We start from the raw sequence: 18,269 nt of genomic DNA, 5'->3' as shown, positions 1-18,269 counted from the left end.
GATTCGGGCACGGCGCGACCATATCCCACCGTCAGGCCACCCGGTCCAGGGACGACACCGCACGCGCCGCCGTGTTCGCCGACCGTGCGGAGCCCACCATCCGGCTCCGGACGAAGATCGTGGCCACCCGGGTGACGACCTCGGTGAGCGCCATCAGCACGAACGCAGCCACCCACGCCTGCCCGCTCGTAATGTGGTGGTCGAGGCTGAAGCGGGCCACATCGTCGGCACCGCCGTGGTCGACCCACACCTGGAACCCCATCCGCGCGCCCATGCCCACCACCCACAACACCGCGGAGACCGCACCGGCCTTGATCAGCAGATGCCCGCCGGCGGAGCGGATCCGGGTGAAGATGCCGCCCGCCACGCCGAGCGCCGCGCCGATCGCCATCAGGGCGCCGATCAACACCGTGTCGTTGCCCGCGGTGGGAATCGTGTCCAGGTACTTCCACGCCACGAAGGCCACGATCCCCAACGGAATGAGGAAGGTCTTGCGGTCCAGCCGGTCCTCCCGCAACTGCCGAAAGACGATGAGAACGAGAAGGATGTCGGTGATCCAGTCTGTGGTGTTCATGTCCCCAGGCTGCCGCCATCGCCCGTTCCGCACCTGGACCCACGGGTGGAAACACGGGTGGAGACGCGGGTGGACCCCGGTGTGAGTCAGCCGTTTTCGAGGTGGAATGGTTCGGCGGCGCGGCGGATCCGACCGTGTCCGGGTTTCAGGGGATGTATCGGGAAGCGGAGCGTTCGATTCCCCGCGTCGTAATGTCGTACGTGGTGTCGCGGATTGTTTCGCGGCGGTTAATCTTCGGGGGTTTCGTGGGTGCGCCGCAGCGGGCATCTTTCCGGGGTCTACGCGGGACAACCGCTGGTCGTGAGCATGATCGAGACCGCGCCGAGGGCTTTCGGGACGGTGGTTTTCGGTCGACGGGGGGCTCTAAGTAGTTTCACCGATGCGCCCGGTGGGCGACTCCCCAAGACTCGAAGGGCATTCGCAATGTGGTCTCTTACGGGGAGAATGCCCATGCGTTATGAACTGCTCGGCCCCTTGCGCGTCTCGGGTGAGCGCGGCCAATCGATCCTCAGTGCGCCCAAGACCGAGGTGTTGCTGGCCGCCCTGCTCATCGGAGCCGGGCGTGTGGTGACCAAGGACCAGCTCATCAACGAATTGTGGCGGGAGAACCCACCGCGGCGGGCGACGCCCGCCCTGCACGTCTATGTGTGCCAGCTCCGCAAGTTGCTCACCGCCGTGGGCGGGCGCGCGGATGCCATCGCCACTCGGATCCCGGGGTATCTGCTGCGGGTCGAGGACGGCGAGTCGGACCTGCACGACTTCCAACGCGCCGCCGACAGCGGACGCGCGCATCACCGGGCGGGACGCTTCGCCGATGCCGTGGTCGATCTGGAGAAGGCGTTGGCGCTGTACCGGGGACCGGTCCTGGACGGTGTGGGCGAGGGTCCCATCGTCAGTGGATTCGCCACCTGGGCCGAGCAGGAGCGGCTGGACTGCGAGGAGATGTGCATCGACGCGTACATCGCGCTGGGCCGTCATCGCGAGATCCTCAGTCGGCTCTCCAGGCTGACCGCGCACCATCCCCTGCGTGAGGCGTTCTACCGGCAGTTGATGCTGGTGCTGTACCGCTCCGAGCGGCAGGCCGAAGCCCTGCAGGTCTACCAGTTGGCGCGTGGGGTGCTGCATTCGCAGTTGGGGTTGGAGCCGTGCCGGTCGCTGCGCAATCTGCACCAGGCGATCCTCGTCTCCGACGATGTCCTCGACGAGCCGGTGGCCAGCTGATCGCGGTCGCACGATCGAAGGGTTGTCTCTCACATGAACCGCACCGCGGCCGCGCCTGTGGGCGATCCGCTCGAATACACCTTCCGAGACCTGCATCGACAGCACAGATTGGCCGCCGAGTATCCCCGGATACCCGGCCTGCTGCGTGACTTGCCGCCGCCCGAACTCGTCGACGCGGGTCGGGTGTTGTCCCGGCTTTCGGTGGACGAGGTGGTGGAGCTGCATCCACGGACTCCGGTGGTGTCGGTCGCGGTCACCGGCCACGGCACCGTCACCGGGGTCACCCCGTCGCTCACCGCCGAACTGGCCCGACACGGGCTGCTGTTGCGTCCGCACGTCACCGATTTCGACGCCTACGTCTTCGAACTGTCCGATCCGAACAGCGCGCTGTACGCGGCCCGCCCCGACCTGGTGGCCTGTCTGCTCGACCACACGGTCGTGTTCGACGAGGTGCCGGTGCCCTGGGGACCGGAGCACGTGGAATCGGCCCTGGCGGCCACCGAACGCCGGTTGACCACGCTGGCCGACACGTTCGAGGCCGTGGGGCACGGCACGCTCGTGTACAACACGCTGCCGCTTCCCCGGGAGTACGTCGCGCAGTTGGTGGACCACCGCTCACGGGCCCGGCTGGGCGCGCTGTGGCGCGAGGCCAACGCGCGGGTGTTGCGCCTGATGGAGGACCATCCGCGGCTGATGGTGCTCGATCTGGAACCGTTGATCGGCTCTGGGCTGCCCGGCCGGGACGTGCGGCTGAGCACGTACACCGGGACGCACCTCTCCCCCGAGTTGACCGCCGGCTACACCCGGGAACTCGCCCACCTGGCCCGCGGCCTGTCCGGACGGGCCCGCAAGTGTCTGGTTCTCGACCTGGACAACACCGTGTGGGGAGGTGTGCTCGGTGACGACGGACCCGAGGGAATCGAGGTCGCCGGGAGCTATCGGGGCGAGGCGTTTCGCGCCGTGCAGCGCACCGCGCTGCAACTGTCCGCCCAGGGCGTGCTGCTCGCCGCCGTCAGCAAGAACGATCTCGAACCGGTCCGGGAGGTGCTGCGCGAGCACCCCGAGATGACCCTCGGCGAGGAGGACTTCGTTCGGATCGTGGCCGACTGGGCACCCAAGCACGACAACCTGCGCTCCCTGGCCGCCGATCTCAACATCGGCCTGGACAGCCTCGTCTTCGCCGACGACAGCCCCTACGAATGCGGGTTGGTCGCCCGGGAGTTGCCCGAGGTGGCGGTCGTCCGGCTCGACGGCGATCCGGCGACGCACGTACAACGCCTGCTCGCGGACGGCTGGTTCGACGTCCGCGAGGTCACCGTCGAGGACGTCGCCCGCCCGGCCAGATATCGCGAGGAGTCGCAGCGCAAGGACTTCCTCGACAGCTTCGCCTCGATCGACGACTACCTGGCGGGCCTGGGCATCGAAGTGGAATTCGCCCAGGTGACGCCCACACAGGTGGCGCGCGTCGCGCAACTGACGCTGCGCACCAACCAGTTCAACCTCACGACCGAACGTCTGGGACAGTCCGACGTGGAAGAGCGTGCGGCGGCGGCGCGGGCACTGGTGCTCGGCATCCGATCCGCCGACCGGTTCGGCGACAACGGGCTGGTCGGCGCGGTGTTCGTGGACCGGGACGAAAGCGTCTGGCGCATCGAGAACTTCCTGCTCAGTTGCCGGGTGTTCTCGCGGGGCATCGAGTCGGCGTGCCTGGCCGCCCTGCTCGAACACGCCCGCGCCGAGGGCGCGCGACAGGTGCTGGCGACCTACCGGCCGTCCGCGAAGAACGACAAGGTGCGGGACTTCTACCCGCGCAACGGCTTCGAGACGGAGAGTGTCGACGACGACGGCACGATCCGATTCCGGCACGACCTGATCCATGTCCCCGAGCGGCCGCGACACCTGCGGCTGAGCGGAAACATCGGGAGGACGCAACTGTGATGACCCTCGACGACTTCGTCCTGGTGCTCCGCGACTCGCTCGGCCTGCCGGTCACCGCCGAGGTGGTACGGGAGGACTTCGACCAAGTGCCGGGCTGGGACTCGGTACACCTGCTGGCCCTGGTCACCGTGTTGGAGCGGGAAACCGGTCGCCAGGTTTCCCTGCCGGACGCCCTGGAGGCGCGAACGCTGAAGGACATCTACGACCTCGCCACCGTCGGCTGAACCGACGGCAGCGAGCATGACTCGCCGGGCCGCACCCGCGTTCACGGGTGCGGCCCGGCTTCGTCTACCCCCCTCCTCAGTCCCCCGTCGAGACGCCCAGCTCGTCGTCCAGCGCCCGGAACAACTCGTCGTCGCCGACGTCGGCCAACGCGCTCTCGTCGTCCGTGTCCGCCTCGCCGACCGGTATCGTGCGATCCCACACACGCAGCAGACTCCGCAGCCGGGACCCGATCCGGGCATGCTCCTGCCGGTCCACGCCGGTCCGCGCCAACAGCGCCTCCAGGCGGCGCAGTTCCTCCGCCAACACCTCCGCCTCGCCGGGCCCGGCCTCGGGGGTCAGCAGCAGGCCCACCCTGGCCGCCAGCGCCGCCACGTTCGGGTGGTCGAAGACGATCGTGGTCGGCAGCCGCAGTCCCACCCGCGCGGAGAGCCGATTGCGCAACTCCACCGCCGTCAGTGAGTCGAGTCCGAGGTCCTGGAGTCCGCGCCGCGTGTCCACGGTGCCGGGATCCGGATGGCCGAGCACGTCGGCGACCTCCTGCCGGACCATGTCGATCAGCACCGACTCGCGCCGCTCGCCGTCCAGACCCGCGAGCACCGGCCCCGCCGGCCCGGCCGCCTCGCCGGCGCCCGCCGCACGGCCTCGCACCGGCGTACGCACGGCCCGGCGCAGGATCGTGGGCAACCCCGGGAACCCGGACTCGTCCGCGCCGCCGGAGGTGTCCAGCCGCGCCGCGACCAGCGTGGGCTCACCCGCGCCCAGGGCGGCGTCGAACAGCGCCAGGCCGGCGGCCGCGGACATCGGCGCGATGCCGGAGCGGGCCAACCGGGCCCGGTCGACGTCCCCGAGCGCACCCGCCATCCCGCCCTCGTCCCACAGGCCCCAGCCAATCGACAACGCGGGCAGCCCCTCGGCGGCGCGTTGTCCGGCCAACGCGTCCAAAAACGCGTTGGCGGCGGCGTAGTTGGCCTGCCCCGGCGTGCCCACGGTGGCCGCGATCGAGGAGAAGAGCACGAAGGCCGACAGGTCCCGTCCCTCGGTCAGCCGGTGCAGGTTCCAGGCCGCGTCCGCCTTCGGCCGCAGCACCGCGTCGAGCCGGGGCCCGGTCACGCCGGTGAGTACGCCGTCGTCCAGGACACCTGCCAGATGTACGACGGCCGTCAGCGGATGCGCGGCCGGCAAGGTGTCGAGCAGCCCTGCCAACGCCTCGGCGTCGCTCACGTCGCACGCCGCCATCGTGACCTCGGCCCCCGCCTCGGCGAGTTCGGCGAGCAGCTCCCGCGCGCCCGGGGCCTGCGGCCCTCGACGGCCGACGAGCAGCAGATGACGCACGCCGTGCGCGTGCACCAGGTGTCGGGTGAGCAGTCCGCCCAGGAGCCCGGTGGCGCCGGTGACCAGGACGGTGCCCTCGCTCGGGAACGACACCGCCTCGCCCCGGGCCGGTTCGGGACGCCGCGCCACCAGGCGGGGCGCGTACGGCACCCCGCCGCGCACCGCGATCTGTGGCTCCGGCGACGCAGCGGCCGCTTCGATGCCGTCCGCGGTCTCGGCTCCCGCTTCGAGGTCGAGCAGGGTGATCCGGCCGGGGTGTTCGGCCTGCGCGCTGCGCACCAGTCCCCACACGGCGGCGACGACCGGATCCGCCACCTCACCGGGATGCACCGCCACTCCCCCGGACGTCAGCAGGACCAGGGGGGCGTCGGATGCGGCGTCGTCACCGAGCCACTCCGTCAACCGCTCGACCGCGCCCAACGCCGCGGCGCGGGTCCGCTCGGGCGGTGCGCCCCGACCGGCCGCCGACTCGGACCGCAGGTCCACGACGGTGGCGGGCCGGTCTCCGCGCCCGGCGAAGCCCGTCACCGGACTCCACTCGACCCGGTACAACCCGGCGCCGTCCGCGTGGGCCGGGCCGAGTCCGTCGGCGGGCAACCCGCGAAGCACCAGCGCTTCGGCTCGGGCGATCAACGCGCCCTGCCCGTCGGCCAATTCGACGCCCACGGAGTCCTCCGCGACGCCGGGCGCGATCCGCACGCGGGCCTCGACGGCACCACTCGCGTACAGTTCCACCCCGCTCCACGCGAAGGGCAGGCGTACCCGGTCGGCCTGTGCCGGCCCGGATTGCGGATCGCCGAGCGCGAGCGGTCGCAGCGCGGCGTCCAAAAGCGCGGGGTGGATCCCGAACGTCCGGGCCTCCGGCGCGGTCTCGGCGGGCAGCCGAACCTCGGCGTAGGTACTTCCGTCCGGGTGCCGCCACACGCCCCGCACCCCCTGGAAGGCGGGCCCGTAGTCAACACCCGCTTCGACCAACCGCTCGTCCAGGTCCTGGAGGTCAAGCGGTGTCACTCCCGGCGGGGGCCACGCGGCGGTGAGCGTCGTGTGTGGCTGCGCCGCCGTGCCTATGACGGGGCGCGGCGCGAGTACGCCGTCGGCGTGCCGCGTCCAGGCCGGCGCGTCGGGCCCGACCGACGCGCCCTCGGGGCGGCTGTGCACGGTGATCGAGTGCCGACCCGCCTCCAGGGCCCGAACCACCACCTGCAGCCGCACGGTGCCCTCCTCCGGAAGGATCAGCGGTGTGTGCAGGGTGAGTTCCTCGACCAGGGCGCAGCCCACCCGCTCTGCGGCACGCGTCGCCAGATCGACCAGTGCGGAGGCGGGCAGCAGCGCGAGGCCGTGCAACCGGTGGTCGCCCAGCCAGGGCCGGTCCGCGAGCGAGAGCCGCCCGGTCAGCAGGAGTTCGCCGCCGTCGGCGACCTCGATCGCCGCGCCGAGCAGCGGGTGGTCGGCGGTGTCCTGCCCGGCCGCGGCCGCGTCGGCGGCGGCGGGCTGGTCGAGCCAGTACCGCGTGCGCCGGAACGCGTACGTCGGCAGCGGGATCGGCCGGGCGCCCCGCCGAGCGAGCGGCACGGCCCAGTCGACGGCGCCCCCGCGCAGGTGTACCGCGGCCAGCGCCCGGGTCAGGGTGTCCCCTTCCGGCCGACCGGCGCCCAGCACCGCCACGGATGTGGGCCCCTGCTCGTCGAACGTGTCCCGGACCATCGCCGTGAGCACCGGGTCCGGGCCCAACTCCAGGCACGAGTCGACGCCGTGCTCGCGCAGGGCATGCAGTCCGTCGTGGAAGCGGACCGTTTCCCGAACGTGCCGCACCCAGTGTTCGGGGGAGGCGAGTTCCTGCGGGGTCGCGATCCGGCCGGTGAGGTTGGAGACCACGGGGATGGCCGGGGTGCGGTAGTCCACACCCTCGGCGACCCGGCGAAACGCCGCCAGGATCGGGTCCATGTGCGGCGAGTGGAACGCGCGGCCGACCCGCAGCCGCTTGGTCCGTATCCCCTGCGCCCGGAACGTCCGGGCCAGGGCGTCGGCGGCCTCGGCGTCGCCGGAGACCACCACCGCCTCGGGGCCGTTCACCGCGGCCAGGCTCAGCGACCCGGCGTACGCGTCCAGGTGGGGGCGCACGAGATGTTCGGCGGCGCCGATGGCGAGCATCGCACCGCCCTCGGTCGCGCTGTGCATCAACCGTCCGCGCGCCTCGACCAGGACGCACGCGTCCCGCAGCGACAGCACCCCTGCGACGTGCGCGGCGGTCAGTTCGCCGAGCGAGTGGCCGATCACCGCGTCGGGGGTGAAGCCGAAGTGTTCCACCAGCCGGTACAGCGCGGTCTCCAGGGCGAACAACGCCGGCTGGGCGTAGCGGGTCGATTCGAGCAGGGCCGCCTGTGGGCTGCCGGGTTCGGCGAACACCACCTCGCGTAGGGGGTGGTCCAGGAGCGGGTCGAGTTCGGCGCGGACCGCGTCGAACGCCGCGGCGAACACCGGTTCGCTCTCGTACAGTTCCCGCCCCATGCCCGGGCGCTGGCTGCCCTGGCCGGTGAACAGCACGGCGGTGCGACCGGGCGGCCCGGCCACGGCCCGCAGTACGTCGGGCGAGCGTTCGCCGCGGGCCAACGCGCTCAGGCCCCGGAGCAGCTGCGCGTGGTCGGTGCCGACGACGGCCGCGCGGTGTTCCAGAAGCGAGCGAGTGGTGGTCAACGACAGCGCGATGTCGGCCGGGTGCGGCTCGGGTTCCTCGGCCAGCCACTCCAGCAGCCGTTCGGCCTGGGCCGGCAGCGCCTCGGCGGTGCGGGCGGACAGGATCCACGCCGACGTCGCGGGGTCGGGGTCCGCGCGCGGCGGGGCCGGTCGCGGGTCCTGCGCGGCCTGCTCCACGATCACGTGGGCGTTGGTGCCGCTGATCCCGAACGATGACACCGCCGCACGGCGCGGGCGGTCCGCGGCGGGCCACGGCTGTTCCTCGGTGAGCAGGCGGACCGTCCCGTCGGACCAGTCGACGTGCGGCGACGGCCGGCCCGCGTGCAGCGTGCGGGGCAGCAGGCCGTGCTGCATCGCCGATACCATCTTGATCACCCCGCCGACGCCGGCGGCGGCCTGCGCGTGACCGATGTTGGACTTGAGCGAACCCAGCCACAGCGGCCGGGCATCGGTGTGCTCGCGGCCGTAGGTGGCCAGGATCGCCTGGGCCTCGATCGGGTCGCCGAGTGTGGTGCCGGTACCGTGTGCCTCGACCGCGTCGACGTCGGCGCCGCTGAGCCCGGCCGCGGCCAGCGCCTGCCCGATCACCCGCTGCTGCGAGGGGCCGTTGGGCGCTGTCAAGCCGTTGCTGGCGCCGTCCTGGTTGACCGCCGTGCCGCGTACCACGGCGAGCACGGGGTGTCCGTTGCGCCGGGCGTCCGAGAGGCGTTCGACCAGCAGCATGCCGACGCCCTCCGACCAGCCGGCGCCGTCGGCGTCCGCCGAGAACGACTTGCAGCGGCCGTCGGGCGCCATCCCGCGCTGGCGACTGAATTCGATGAACACGCTCGGCGTCGCCATCACCGTCACCCCGCCGGCGAGCGCGAGCGAGCACTCCCCCTGACGCAGTGCCTGTACCGCCAGGTGCAGCGCGACCAGCGAGGACGAGCACGCGGTGTCGACGCTGACCGCCGGCCCTTCGAGGCCGAAGGTGTACGCGACGCGGCCGGAGGCGACGCTGTGCGCGCTGCCGTTGCCCAGGTATCCCTCGAAGCCGGCAGGCGCCTGCCTGATCCGTGAGCCGTAGTCGTTGTACATCACGCCGACGAACACCCCGGTACGGCTGCCGCGCAGCGATGCGTGCGGGATTCCGGCGCGTTCGAACGCCTCCCAGCCGGTTTCCAGGAGCAGGCGTTGCTGGGGGTCGGTGGCCAGTGCCTCGCGCGGGCTGATCCCGAACAGGTCGGCGTCGAATCGGTCCGCGTCGTGCAGGAAGCCGCCTCGGGTGGAGTAGCTCTTGCCCGCCCGGTCGGGGTCCGGGTCGAACAGTTCGGTCGCGTCCCAGCCGCGTCCGCGCGGCCATTCGCCGATGGCGTCCACGCCGCCGGCCACGAGCGCCCACAGGTCCTCGGGGGAGGCGACGCCGCCCGGGTAGCGGCACGACATCGCGACGATCGCGATGGGTTCGTCGGCCCACTCGGCGGGCCGTGTCGACGGCGTCTCCTCGGCCGGGGCCGGCTGCGCGTCGACGACCGACTCCGCCAGGTGGCGGGCCACCGCGTCCGGGGTGGGGTGGTCGAAGACCAGCGTCGCGGACAGCCGCAGTCCGGTCGCGGCGGCGAGGCGGTTGCGCAGTTCCACCGACGTCAGCGAGTCGAAGCCGGCGTCCTTGAACGCCCGTGCGCCGTCGACGCGACCGGCGTCGGTGTGCCCGAGCACCGTGGCCACGTTCGCGCGGACCAACTCGCCGATCTCGGCGAGCCGATCGGCCGGCGCCAACGCGGCGACGCGGCCGGCCCAGGTACCCTCGGCGCCCGCCCGGGCGGCCCGCCGCGCGGGGATGCGCACCATCTCGCGCAGTACGGCCGGAAGCAGCCCGGCGACGGCCTGGGCACGCAGCGCCGACCGATCCAGCACGGCCGCCACCGGTGCGGGCCGGTCGCCGCGCAGCGCCGCGTCGAACAGTGCCAGGCCCCGGTCGGCGGGCAGCGGGGCGATGCCGTTCCTGGCCATCCTGGCCGTGTCCACCCGATCCAGGTGGGCGGTCATGCCGCCGGCCGGCGCCCATAGGCCCCACGCGAGCGACAGCACCGGGCCGCCTGCCCCGTCGTGGTGGGCGAGCGCGTCCAGGAACGCGTTCGCGGCGGTGTAGTTGCCCTGCCCGGCGCTGCCGAGCGTCGCGGTGACGGAGGAGAACAGCACGAGCGGCACACCGTCGAGACGGCGGGTCGCCTCGTACAGCCACCACCCGGCGTCGACCTTGGGCCGCAGCACCGTGTCGACCCGCTCCGGGGTGAGCGCGTCGATCGTGGCATCGTCCAGGACGCCCGCGACGTGTACGACGGCGCTCAGCGGCCGCTCGGTCGGGATCCCCGCGAGCAGCGCGGCGAGTTGTGTTCGGTCGGCCACGTCGCAGGCCACGACGTCGACCTCGGCGCCCGCTTCGGCGAGCTCCGACACCAACTCACCCACGCCGGGCGCCTGCCCACCGCGCCGGGCGGCCAACACCAACCGGCGTATGCCGTGTTCGGCGACCAGATGCCGTGCGGTCAGTGCCGCGAGGGTGCCGGAGCCGCCGGTGATCAGTACCGTGCCGGCCGGGTCGAAGCGCACCGGGGGGTGCTCCGGCTCCGGCCCGGACCCGGTGGCCCGGACCAGCCGGGGCACCCGGATCGTCCCCGCGCGCAGGGCCAGTTGCGGTTCGTCGAGGTCCGTGAGCGCGCCGGCCGGGCCGGCGGCGGACGCCTCGTGGTCGTCCAGATCCAGCAGTACGAACCTGCCCGGCTGCTCGGCCTGCGCGGAGCGGAGCAGGCCCCACACCGCCGCGCCGGCGAGGTCGCGCACGCGGTCGTGGGCGCCGGTGGCCACCGCGCCCCGCGTCACGACGACCAACCGGGTCTCGGCGAAGGCGGGTTCGCGCAGCCACGCCTGCGTCTGCGCCAACACCTGCCGCACGACCGCGCCCACGCGCGCCGGGACATCGAGGCGCGGGTCACCCTCGGGCACCGCGAACAGCACCGCCGCCGGGAGCGCGGCTCCCGCACCGACGGACTCGGCCAGTGCGGCGACATCCGGATACCGCCCGGGCGGGCCCGCTTCGGTCACCGCCGCCGCGAGCGCGGCCGTTCGCGGCTCGTCGTCCCCGAGCACCGCCCAGGACTCGGGCGGTCGGCCTCCGCCGCCGGACCGGGCCGGCCAGTCCAGGGCATACAGGTCGTCACCGACCGATGCCGCCGCCAACTGCCCCGCCGGCAACGGCCGCAGCGCGAGCGAGGCCACCGTGGCGACGAGTGTGCCTTCGGTGTCGAAGACGTCCACCCGCAGTGCGTCGGTACCCGTCGGACCCAGCCGCACCCGCAAGGCCGTGGCCGTCGAACCGTGCAGACGCACCCCGCTCCACACGAAGGGCAACCGGGGTGATCCCGGTCGGGCCGAGGCGTCGTCCGCCGGCACGAGCCCGGCGTGCAGGGCCGCGTCGAACAGCGCCGGGTGAAGTACGAAGGCCGGATCGGCGTCGGCGTCCTCCTCGGTCCGCTCGATCTCCGCGAACACGCGGTCTCCGAGCCGCCAGGCAGCCCGGACCCCCTGGAAGACGGGCCCGTAGCCGTAGCCCGTCGCGGTGAGGTCACGGTAGAGCGCGTCGACGTCGAGCACCCGCGCGTCCGCCGGGGGCCAGGCATCGATCGGCGCCGCGGCCGGGCCGGGGTCGTCGGCGGATTCCGGCTCGACGATCGCCGTGGCATGCCGGGTCCAGGGCACGTCGGCCGCGGCATCGCGCTCACCCGGCTCGGACCGGGAGTACACGCTCACGACCCGCCGCTCGTCCTCTTCGAGCCGCGGCTCGACCACGAGTTGCAGCTGCACCGCCCCGGCGCCGGGCAGCGGCAACGGCGCCTCCAGGGTCAGCTCGGCCACCCGATCACACCCGACCCCGGCACCGGCGAAGACGGCCATCTCGACGAAAGCCGTCCCCGGAAGCAGGACGGTCTCGTGTACGGCGTGGTCGGCGAGCCAAGGATGGTCGGCCGTGGACAGCTGCCCCGTGAGCACGAGCGCGCCGGTGTCGGCGATGTGCACGGCGGCGTCGAGGAACGGGTGACTCGTCGTGCTCCGGCCCGGCCCGCCCGCGTCCCGCCTCCGGGGCGCGGTGAGCCAGAAGGTGTCCCGCCGAAACGGGTAGGTGGGCAGATCGCCGTCCGGCACAGCGGAGGTCGGCTCGATCGCATCGGCGCCGAGTACGTGGGCGTGCGCGAGGGCGATGTGCCATTGGCGCAGATCACCCTGCCCTCGGCGCAGGGTGGCGACGGTGGCGGCCCGGACGCTCGGAGTGCGCGCCTCGATGGTTTCGTCGACTGCGGCCGTCAACCCCGGGTGTGGGCTGGTCTCGATGAAGAGGGTGTGTCCGTCGGTGAGGAGGGCTTCGACGGTCTCCTGGAAGCGGACGGTGGTGCGGAGGTTGGTGTACCAGTGTTCGGGGGTGAGGTGGGTGCCGTCGATGGGTGCCGCCGTGACGGTGGAGTAGAGGGGGGTGGTGGTGGGTTGGGGGGTGATGGGGGCGAGGTTGGTGAGGATGTGTTGGTGGAGTGGTTCGACGTGGGGGCTGTGTGAGGCGTAGGTGACGGGGATGCGTCGGTGTCGGATGTCGTTGTCGAGGCAGTGTGCCTGGAGTTGGTCGAGTGCTTGGTGGTTTCCGGAGATGACGGTGGAGTGGGGGCCGTTGAGGGCGGCGATGGTGAGGTGGGGGTGGTGGGTGAGGAGTTCTTCGACGGTGTGTGGGGGTTGGGCGATGGAGAGCATGCCGCCGTGGGTGGTGAGGGTGGTGATGGCTTGGGAGCGTAGGGCGATGATGCGGGCGGAGTCGTGGAGGGTGAGGGCTCCGGCGATTTGGGCGGCGGCGATTTCGCCTTGGGAGTGGCCGATGACGGCGTCGGGGTGGATGCCGTGGTGTTCCCATAGGCGGGCGAGGCTGATCATCATGGCCCACAGTGCGGGTTGCACGACGTCGACGCGGTCGAGGCTGGGGGCTTCGTCGGCTCCGGTGACGACGTCGACGAGGTTCCAGTCGACGTAGGGAGCGAGGGCGTCGGCGCACTCGCCCAGCACTCGGGCGAACACCGGTGAGGTGTCCAGGAGTTCGCGGGCCATGCCGGGCCATTGGGAGCCCTGACCGGGAAAGACGAAGACCGTTTTGCCGGGATGGGTGGTGGCGTGGGCGAGGGCGGGGTGGGGGGTGTGGGTGGTGAACGCGTCGAGTGCGGCCGCGAGTTCGTCGCGGTCGTGGGTGACGATGGCGGCGCGGTGGGTGAACGCGGCGCGGGTGGCGAGGCCGGCGGCGACGCGAGCGGGCGTGAGACCCGGGTGTGTGTCCAGGTGTGCGCGCAGGCGTTCGGCGTGCGCGCGCAGGGCGTGCTCGTCCTTCGCGGACAGCGCGACCACGGCCGGGCCCGGCGGGACTTCGTGGTCGGTGTGCTGCGGGGTGGGGTCGCCCTGTTCGAGGACGAGGTGGGCGTTGGTGCCGCTGATCCCGAACGAGGACACCGCCGCCCGCCGGGGCCGATCGGGGGTGCGCGGCCACGGCCGGGCCTCGGTCAACAAGGAGACCGCGCCGGTGTCCCAGTCGACGTGCGGCGTCGGCTCGTCCACGTGCAACGTCGCCGGCAACGTCTCGTGCCGCAACGCCTGGACCATCTTGATCACACCGGCGATCCCGGCCGCGGCCTGGGTGTGCCCGATGTTCGACTTCACCGACCCCAACCACAACGGCCGCTCGCGATCGCGGTGTTGCCCGTACGTGGCCAACAACGCCTGCGCCTCGATCGGATCCCCCAACGCCGTCCCGGTCCCATGCGCCTCCACCACGTCGACCTGATCCGCCGTCAACCCCGCACCCGCCAACGCCGCCCGGATCACCCGCTGCTGCGACGGCCCGCTCGGCGCCGTCAAACCATTGCTGGCACCATCCTGATTCACCGCCGAACCCCTGATCACCGCCAGCACGGTGTGACCGTTCCGTTGGGCGTCCGAGAGTCGTTCGAGCGCGAGCATGCCGACGCCCTCGGCCCAGCCGGTGCCGTCGGCGGCGCCGGCGAACGCCTTGCAGCGGCCGTCCGTCGACAGGCCCTGCTGTCGGCTGAACTCGATGAACATGCCGGGTGTAGCCATCACGGTCGCGCCGCCCGCCAAGGAGAGGTCGCATTCGCCGTTGCGCAGCGCCTGGCTCGCGAGGTGGATCGCCACCAGCGACGACGAGCAGGCGGTGTCGACGGTGATCGCCGGACCCTCCAGACCCAACGTGTACGCGATGCGCCCGGACGCCACACTCGTGGTCGTGCCGGTGAGCAGGTGGCCCTCGTGCCCCCGGGCGGGTTCGTGCAGCCTCGGGCCGTAGTCCTGGGCCGTCGCGCCGACGAAGACCCCGGTGCGGCTGCCGCGCAGCGAGTCGGGGGTGATGCCGGCCCGTTCGACCGATTCCCACGCGGTCTCCAGGAGCAGCCGCTGCTGCGGGTCCATCGCCGCCGCCTCGCGCGGCGAGATCCCGAAGAAGCCCGCGTCGAAGTCGCCCGCGTCGTGCAGGAAACCGCCCTGCCGCGTGTAGGTCTTGCCGGTCCGGCCCGGTTCCGGATCGTAGAGATCGCGCAGGTCCCAGCCCCGGTTGTCGGGTAGGTCCCCGATCGCGTCGACGCCGGCGGCCACCAGTTCCCACAGGCGCGCGGGCGAGTCGGCGCCGCCGGGGAATCGGCAGGCCATCGCGATGATCGCGATCGGCTCGTCGGCACCGCTCGTCCCGCCGCCGGCGACGTGTTCGGGCCCGGCCTGCGACGACGGGTCGCCGAGCAATGCGTCGACCAGGTAGCGGGCCATGGCCACGGGGGTCGGGTGGTCGTAGACGAGTGAGGCGGGCAGCGAGAGACCGGTCTCGGTGCCGAGCCGATCGCGCAGTTCGACGGAGGTCAGCGAGTTGTGACCGTGCTCCTTGAAGGACAGGTCCGGCTCGACGGACTCGCCCGCGTCGTACTCCAGCACCTCGGCCGAGTGCCGGCATACCAGTTCGACGACGAGCGCCCGGCGCCGTTTGTCGTCGAGGGGGCGCAGCCGACGCACCCACTCGCCCCGGGCACCGCTCTCCTCCGCCTCGTCACCATGGTCCTGTTCGGGATCGACCGGATCGACCGCGCCGACGGGGTCCAGGGCTCCGGCCGGCCCAACCGCGGCCCCGTCCGCGCCCGGCCCGGCCGTCGCGACCGCAGCAGCCGCGGGCACCGGCCCGCCCACCCAGTGGCGCCTGCGTTGGAAGGCGTACGTGGGCAGTTCCACCCGCCGGACCGGCTCGCCGCCCAGCAGTGGGCTCCAGTCCACGGGGACGCCCGCGCCGTGTACGCGGGCAACGGCGCGACCGAAGGCGATCAATTCCGGCTGCCGTGCGGCCAGGGTGCCGATCAGCAACTCACCGGCGCCGTCCGGGGCGAACGTGTCCTTCGCCAGGCCCGTCAGCACCGGATCCGGGCCGAGTTCGACGAAGATGCCGACGCCCAGTTCGCGCAGCGTGCGCAGACCGTCGTGGAAACGCACCGGCTCGCGAACGTGCCGTGTCCAGTAGTCGGGCGAGCGCAGCAGTTCGGTGTCCGCGAGTCGGCCGGTGACGTTCGAGACCACCGGGATGGTCGGCTCGTGATAGGCGATGCTCGCGGCGACCTCGCGGAACTCGGCCGACAGATCGTCCATGTGGTGCGAGTGGAACGCGTGGCGGACCGCCAGTCGTTTGGTCCTGACGCCCGATTCGCGGAATCGACCGGCGAGTTCCTCTGCGGCGTCCGCGTCGCCCGAGACGACGACCGCCTCGGGGCCGTTGACCGCCGCCAAGCCGAGGGTGTGCGGGTGGTCCCGGAGCGCCGCCAGCACCGTCTGCTCGTTCGCGTTGATCGCGAGCATCGCACCACCCTCGCGGGCGCGCTGCATGAGCCGGCCCCGGGTCGCGACGAGAAGGCACGCGTCGTCCAGGGTCAGCACGCCGGCCGCGTGCGCGGCGGCCAACTCCCCCACCGAGTGACCGATCAGGTGCCCGGGGCGCAGCCCGAAGGACAGCGCGAGCCGGAACAGCGCGATCTCCAGGGCGAACAGCGCGGGCTGGGTATAGGCGGTCCGGTCGAGCAGTTCGGAGTCTCCTTCCCCGAACATGAGCTCGCGCAGCGGCACATCCACGTGCGGGTCGAGCCGTGCGCAGATCTCGTCGAGCGCTTCGGCGAACACCGGGAAGGCGGCGTACAGTTCGCGTCCGGCGCCGACTCGTTGGCTGCCCTGACCGGTGAACAGGAAGGCCGTCGAACCGGTTCCGACGCCGGTACCGCGTATCGCTCCGGTTCCGGTGCGGCCGGCCGCGAGGGTGGTCAGGGCGCGGAGGAGCTCGTCGCGGGTGGTGCCGACGGCGACCGCCCGCTGCTCGAACGCGGTGCGGGTTTCGATCAGGGAGTGCGCCACGTCCACGGGGTCGACGTCCGGGTTGGCCTCGACGAACTCGGCGAGCCGGGCCGCCTGTCCGCGCAGCGCGGCGGCGGTGCGGGCGGACAGCGGCCACGCGAGCAGCCGCGGCCGCGCCGGCCGGGTACGGGGGGCGCGGGCGACGGGTTCGGGAGCGCCGGCGAGCACGAGGTGGCAGTTGGTACCGCCCATGCCGAACGACGACACGCCTGCCAGGCGGGGCCCGGACGTATGGGGCCAGTCGGCGATTTCGGTCTGGACCCTCAGGCCCAGCCGATCGAGGGGGATGTCCGGATTGGGGGTGCGGAAGTTCAGGCTCGCGGGGATGCGTCCGTGGTGCAGGGCGAGTGTGGTCTTGATCAAGCCGACGATCCCCGCGGCGCCTTCGAGGTGCCCGACGTTGGTCTTGGCCGAACCGACGAGCAGGGGGCGGACGGGGTCGCGGGTCGCGGCGAAGACCGCGCCGAGGGCCGCCGCCTCGACGGGGTCGCCCACGGCCGTACCGGTGCCGTGCAGTTCCACGTAGTCGACATCGGCGGGGGTGGTGCCAGCTCGGGTGTGGGCGAGTCGGATCACCTCTTCCTGGCCGGCGCTGCCGGGCACGGTCAGGCCGGGGCCCGCGCCGTCGTTGCCGACGGCTCCGCCGAGGATGACGCACAGCACGTCGTCGCCGTCGGCGGTGGCGTCGACGAGGCGCTTGAGGACGACGACGCCGCCGCCTTCGCCGCGGACGTAGCCGTTGGCCCGGGCGTCGAAGGTGTAGGAGCGGTCGTCCGGGGAGAGGCCGCCGAACCGGTCCACCGCGAGGGTGCTCTCCGGCGCGAGGATGAGGTTGACCCCGCCCGCGAGTGCCATCGACGACTCGCCCTTGCGCAGGCTCTCGCACGCCTGGTGCACCGCGACCAGTGCGGACGACTGCCCCGAGTCGACCACCAGGCTGGGGCCGTGCAGGTCGAGCGTGTAGGAGACGCGGTTGGCGATGATGCTGCGGTGCAACCCGGTGGAGGTGTGTGCGCCGATCGCGGCCGGTCCGAGGCGGTGCACCACGGTGGCGTAGTCGTCGAGGATCGCACCGATGAACACCCCGGTGCGGCTGCCTCGGATCCGGTCCGGGATCCGGCCCGCGTGTTCCAGCGCCTCCCAGGCCAGTTCCAGGATCAGCCGCTGTTGCGGGTCCATCGCCGCCGCCTCGCGGGGCGAGATGCCGAAGAAGCGCGCGTCGAAGGTCTCCACGTCTTCGAGGTATCCGGCCTGCCGCGCCCGGATCGCCCCCGTCCCGGCGGCGCCCCGATCGGGTAACCCGGCCGGGTGCCGGCGTGCCTCGGGGGCGTCGCCGATGGCGCTCACGCCGTCGCGGAGGAGTTCCCAGAACGATCGCGGGTTCGGGGCACCCGGGAATCGACACGCCAGTCCGACCACCGCGATCGGGCCCTCGCCGGCCACCGCCGGGCGGGTGTGGGTGTCGGTGCCGGCGGAATGCATGTCGTTCGCCATGGGGCGTCCTCACACTGTGCTCGGTGGAACCGGTCACTGGGCACCGGTCCGACGGTGGGCGCGGCCGGCGCCCGGGTCGTCGCGGGGCGGTGTCGCCCGCGCCCGCGGCGGGCTCCGACCGGCGGAGGGCGTCCGGACCGCGACACACCCGTGCCGGGGAGTCGGGCCAGGGTGTTCGGCGGGGCTTAGGACGACCTTTGTCCGGACTAAATCCGCTGGTGGTCCCGGATTTTCGCGCGCGGACGGCGCGCCGAAGGGCACGGCGGGAGGCACAGCGGGGGTTAAGCGTGGTTTAAGCCGGTACCCGAACCGTGGGGGTTCGGCCCGTTCGGACCGC

General features: G+C 72.6%; 5 protein-coding genes. 3 read left to right on the top strand and 2 right to left on the bottom strand.

Features of this window, described 5'->3' with window-relative positions:
• Window positions 1-31: 31 nt before the first annotated feature.
• The gene (locus ACMXN5_RS30170) at window positions 32-574 is read right to left on the bottom strand and encodes a hypothetical protein (protein WP_439677893.1); all 543 of its coding nucleotides are present in this window, start codon (window positions 572-574) and stop codon (window positions 32-34) included.
• A gap of 450 nt (window positions 575-1,024) precedes the next feature.
• Between ACMXN5_RS30170 and ACMXN5_RS30165 the strand changes: the two genes are divergently transcribed.
• From ACMXN5_RS30165 to ACMXN5_RS30155, 3 genes are read left to right on the top strand one after another with little or no spacing between them, the layout of a single operon-like run.
• Window positions 1,025-1,795, top strand: coding sequence for an AfsR/SARP family transcriptional regulator (locus tag ACMXN5_RS30165; protein WP_380001889.1), 771 nt, complete (start codon window positions 1,025-1,027; stop codon window positions 1,793-1,795).
• Between the two features lie 33 nt (window positions 1,796-1,828).
• Window positions 1,829-3,733, top strand: a complete 1,905-nt coding sequence (locus tag ACMXN5_RS30160) for an HAD-IIIC family phosphatase (RefSeq protein WP_439677892.1) — start codon at window positions 1,829-1,831, stop codon at window positions 3,731-3,733.
• Window positions 3,733-3,957, top strand: a complete 225-nt coding sequence (locus ACMXN5_RS30155) for an acyl carrier protein (protein ID WP_439677891.1) — start codon at window positions 3,733-3,735, stop codon at window positions 3,955-3,957. Before ACMXN5_RS30160 ends, ACMXN5_RS30155 begins: the two co-directional genes overlap by 1 nt.
• Window positions 3,958-4,033: 76 nt before the next feature.
• Here the strand turns inward: ACMXN5_RS30155 and ACMXN5_RS30150 are convergent, their stop codons facing one another.
• The gene (locus ACMXN5_RS30150; protein ID WP_439677890.1) at window positions 4,034-17,932 is read right to left on the bottom strand and encodes an SDR family NAD(P)-dependent oxidoreductase; all 13,899 of its coding nucleotides are present in this window, start codon (window positions 17,930-17,932) and stop codon (window positions 4,034-4,036) included.
• Window positions 17,933-18,269: the final 337 nt, after the last annotated feature.

It is taken from the genome of Embleya australiensis, assembly GCF_051903075.1.
Taxonomy (GTDB): domain Bacteria; phylum Actinomycetota; class Actinomycetes; order Streptomycetales; family Streptomycetaceae; genus Embleya.
This window is presented reverse-complemented; position numbering and strand designations above follow the sequence as displayed.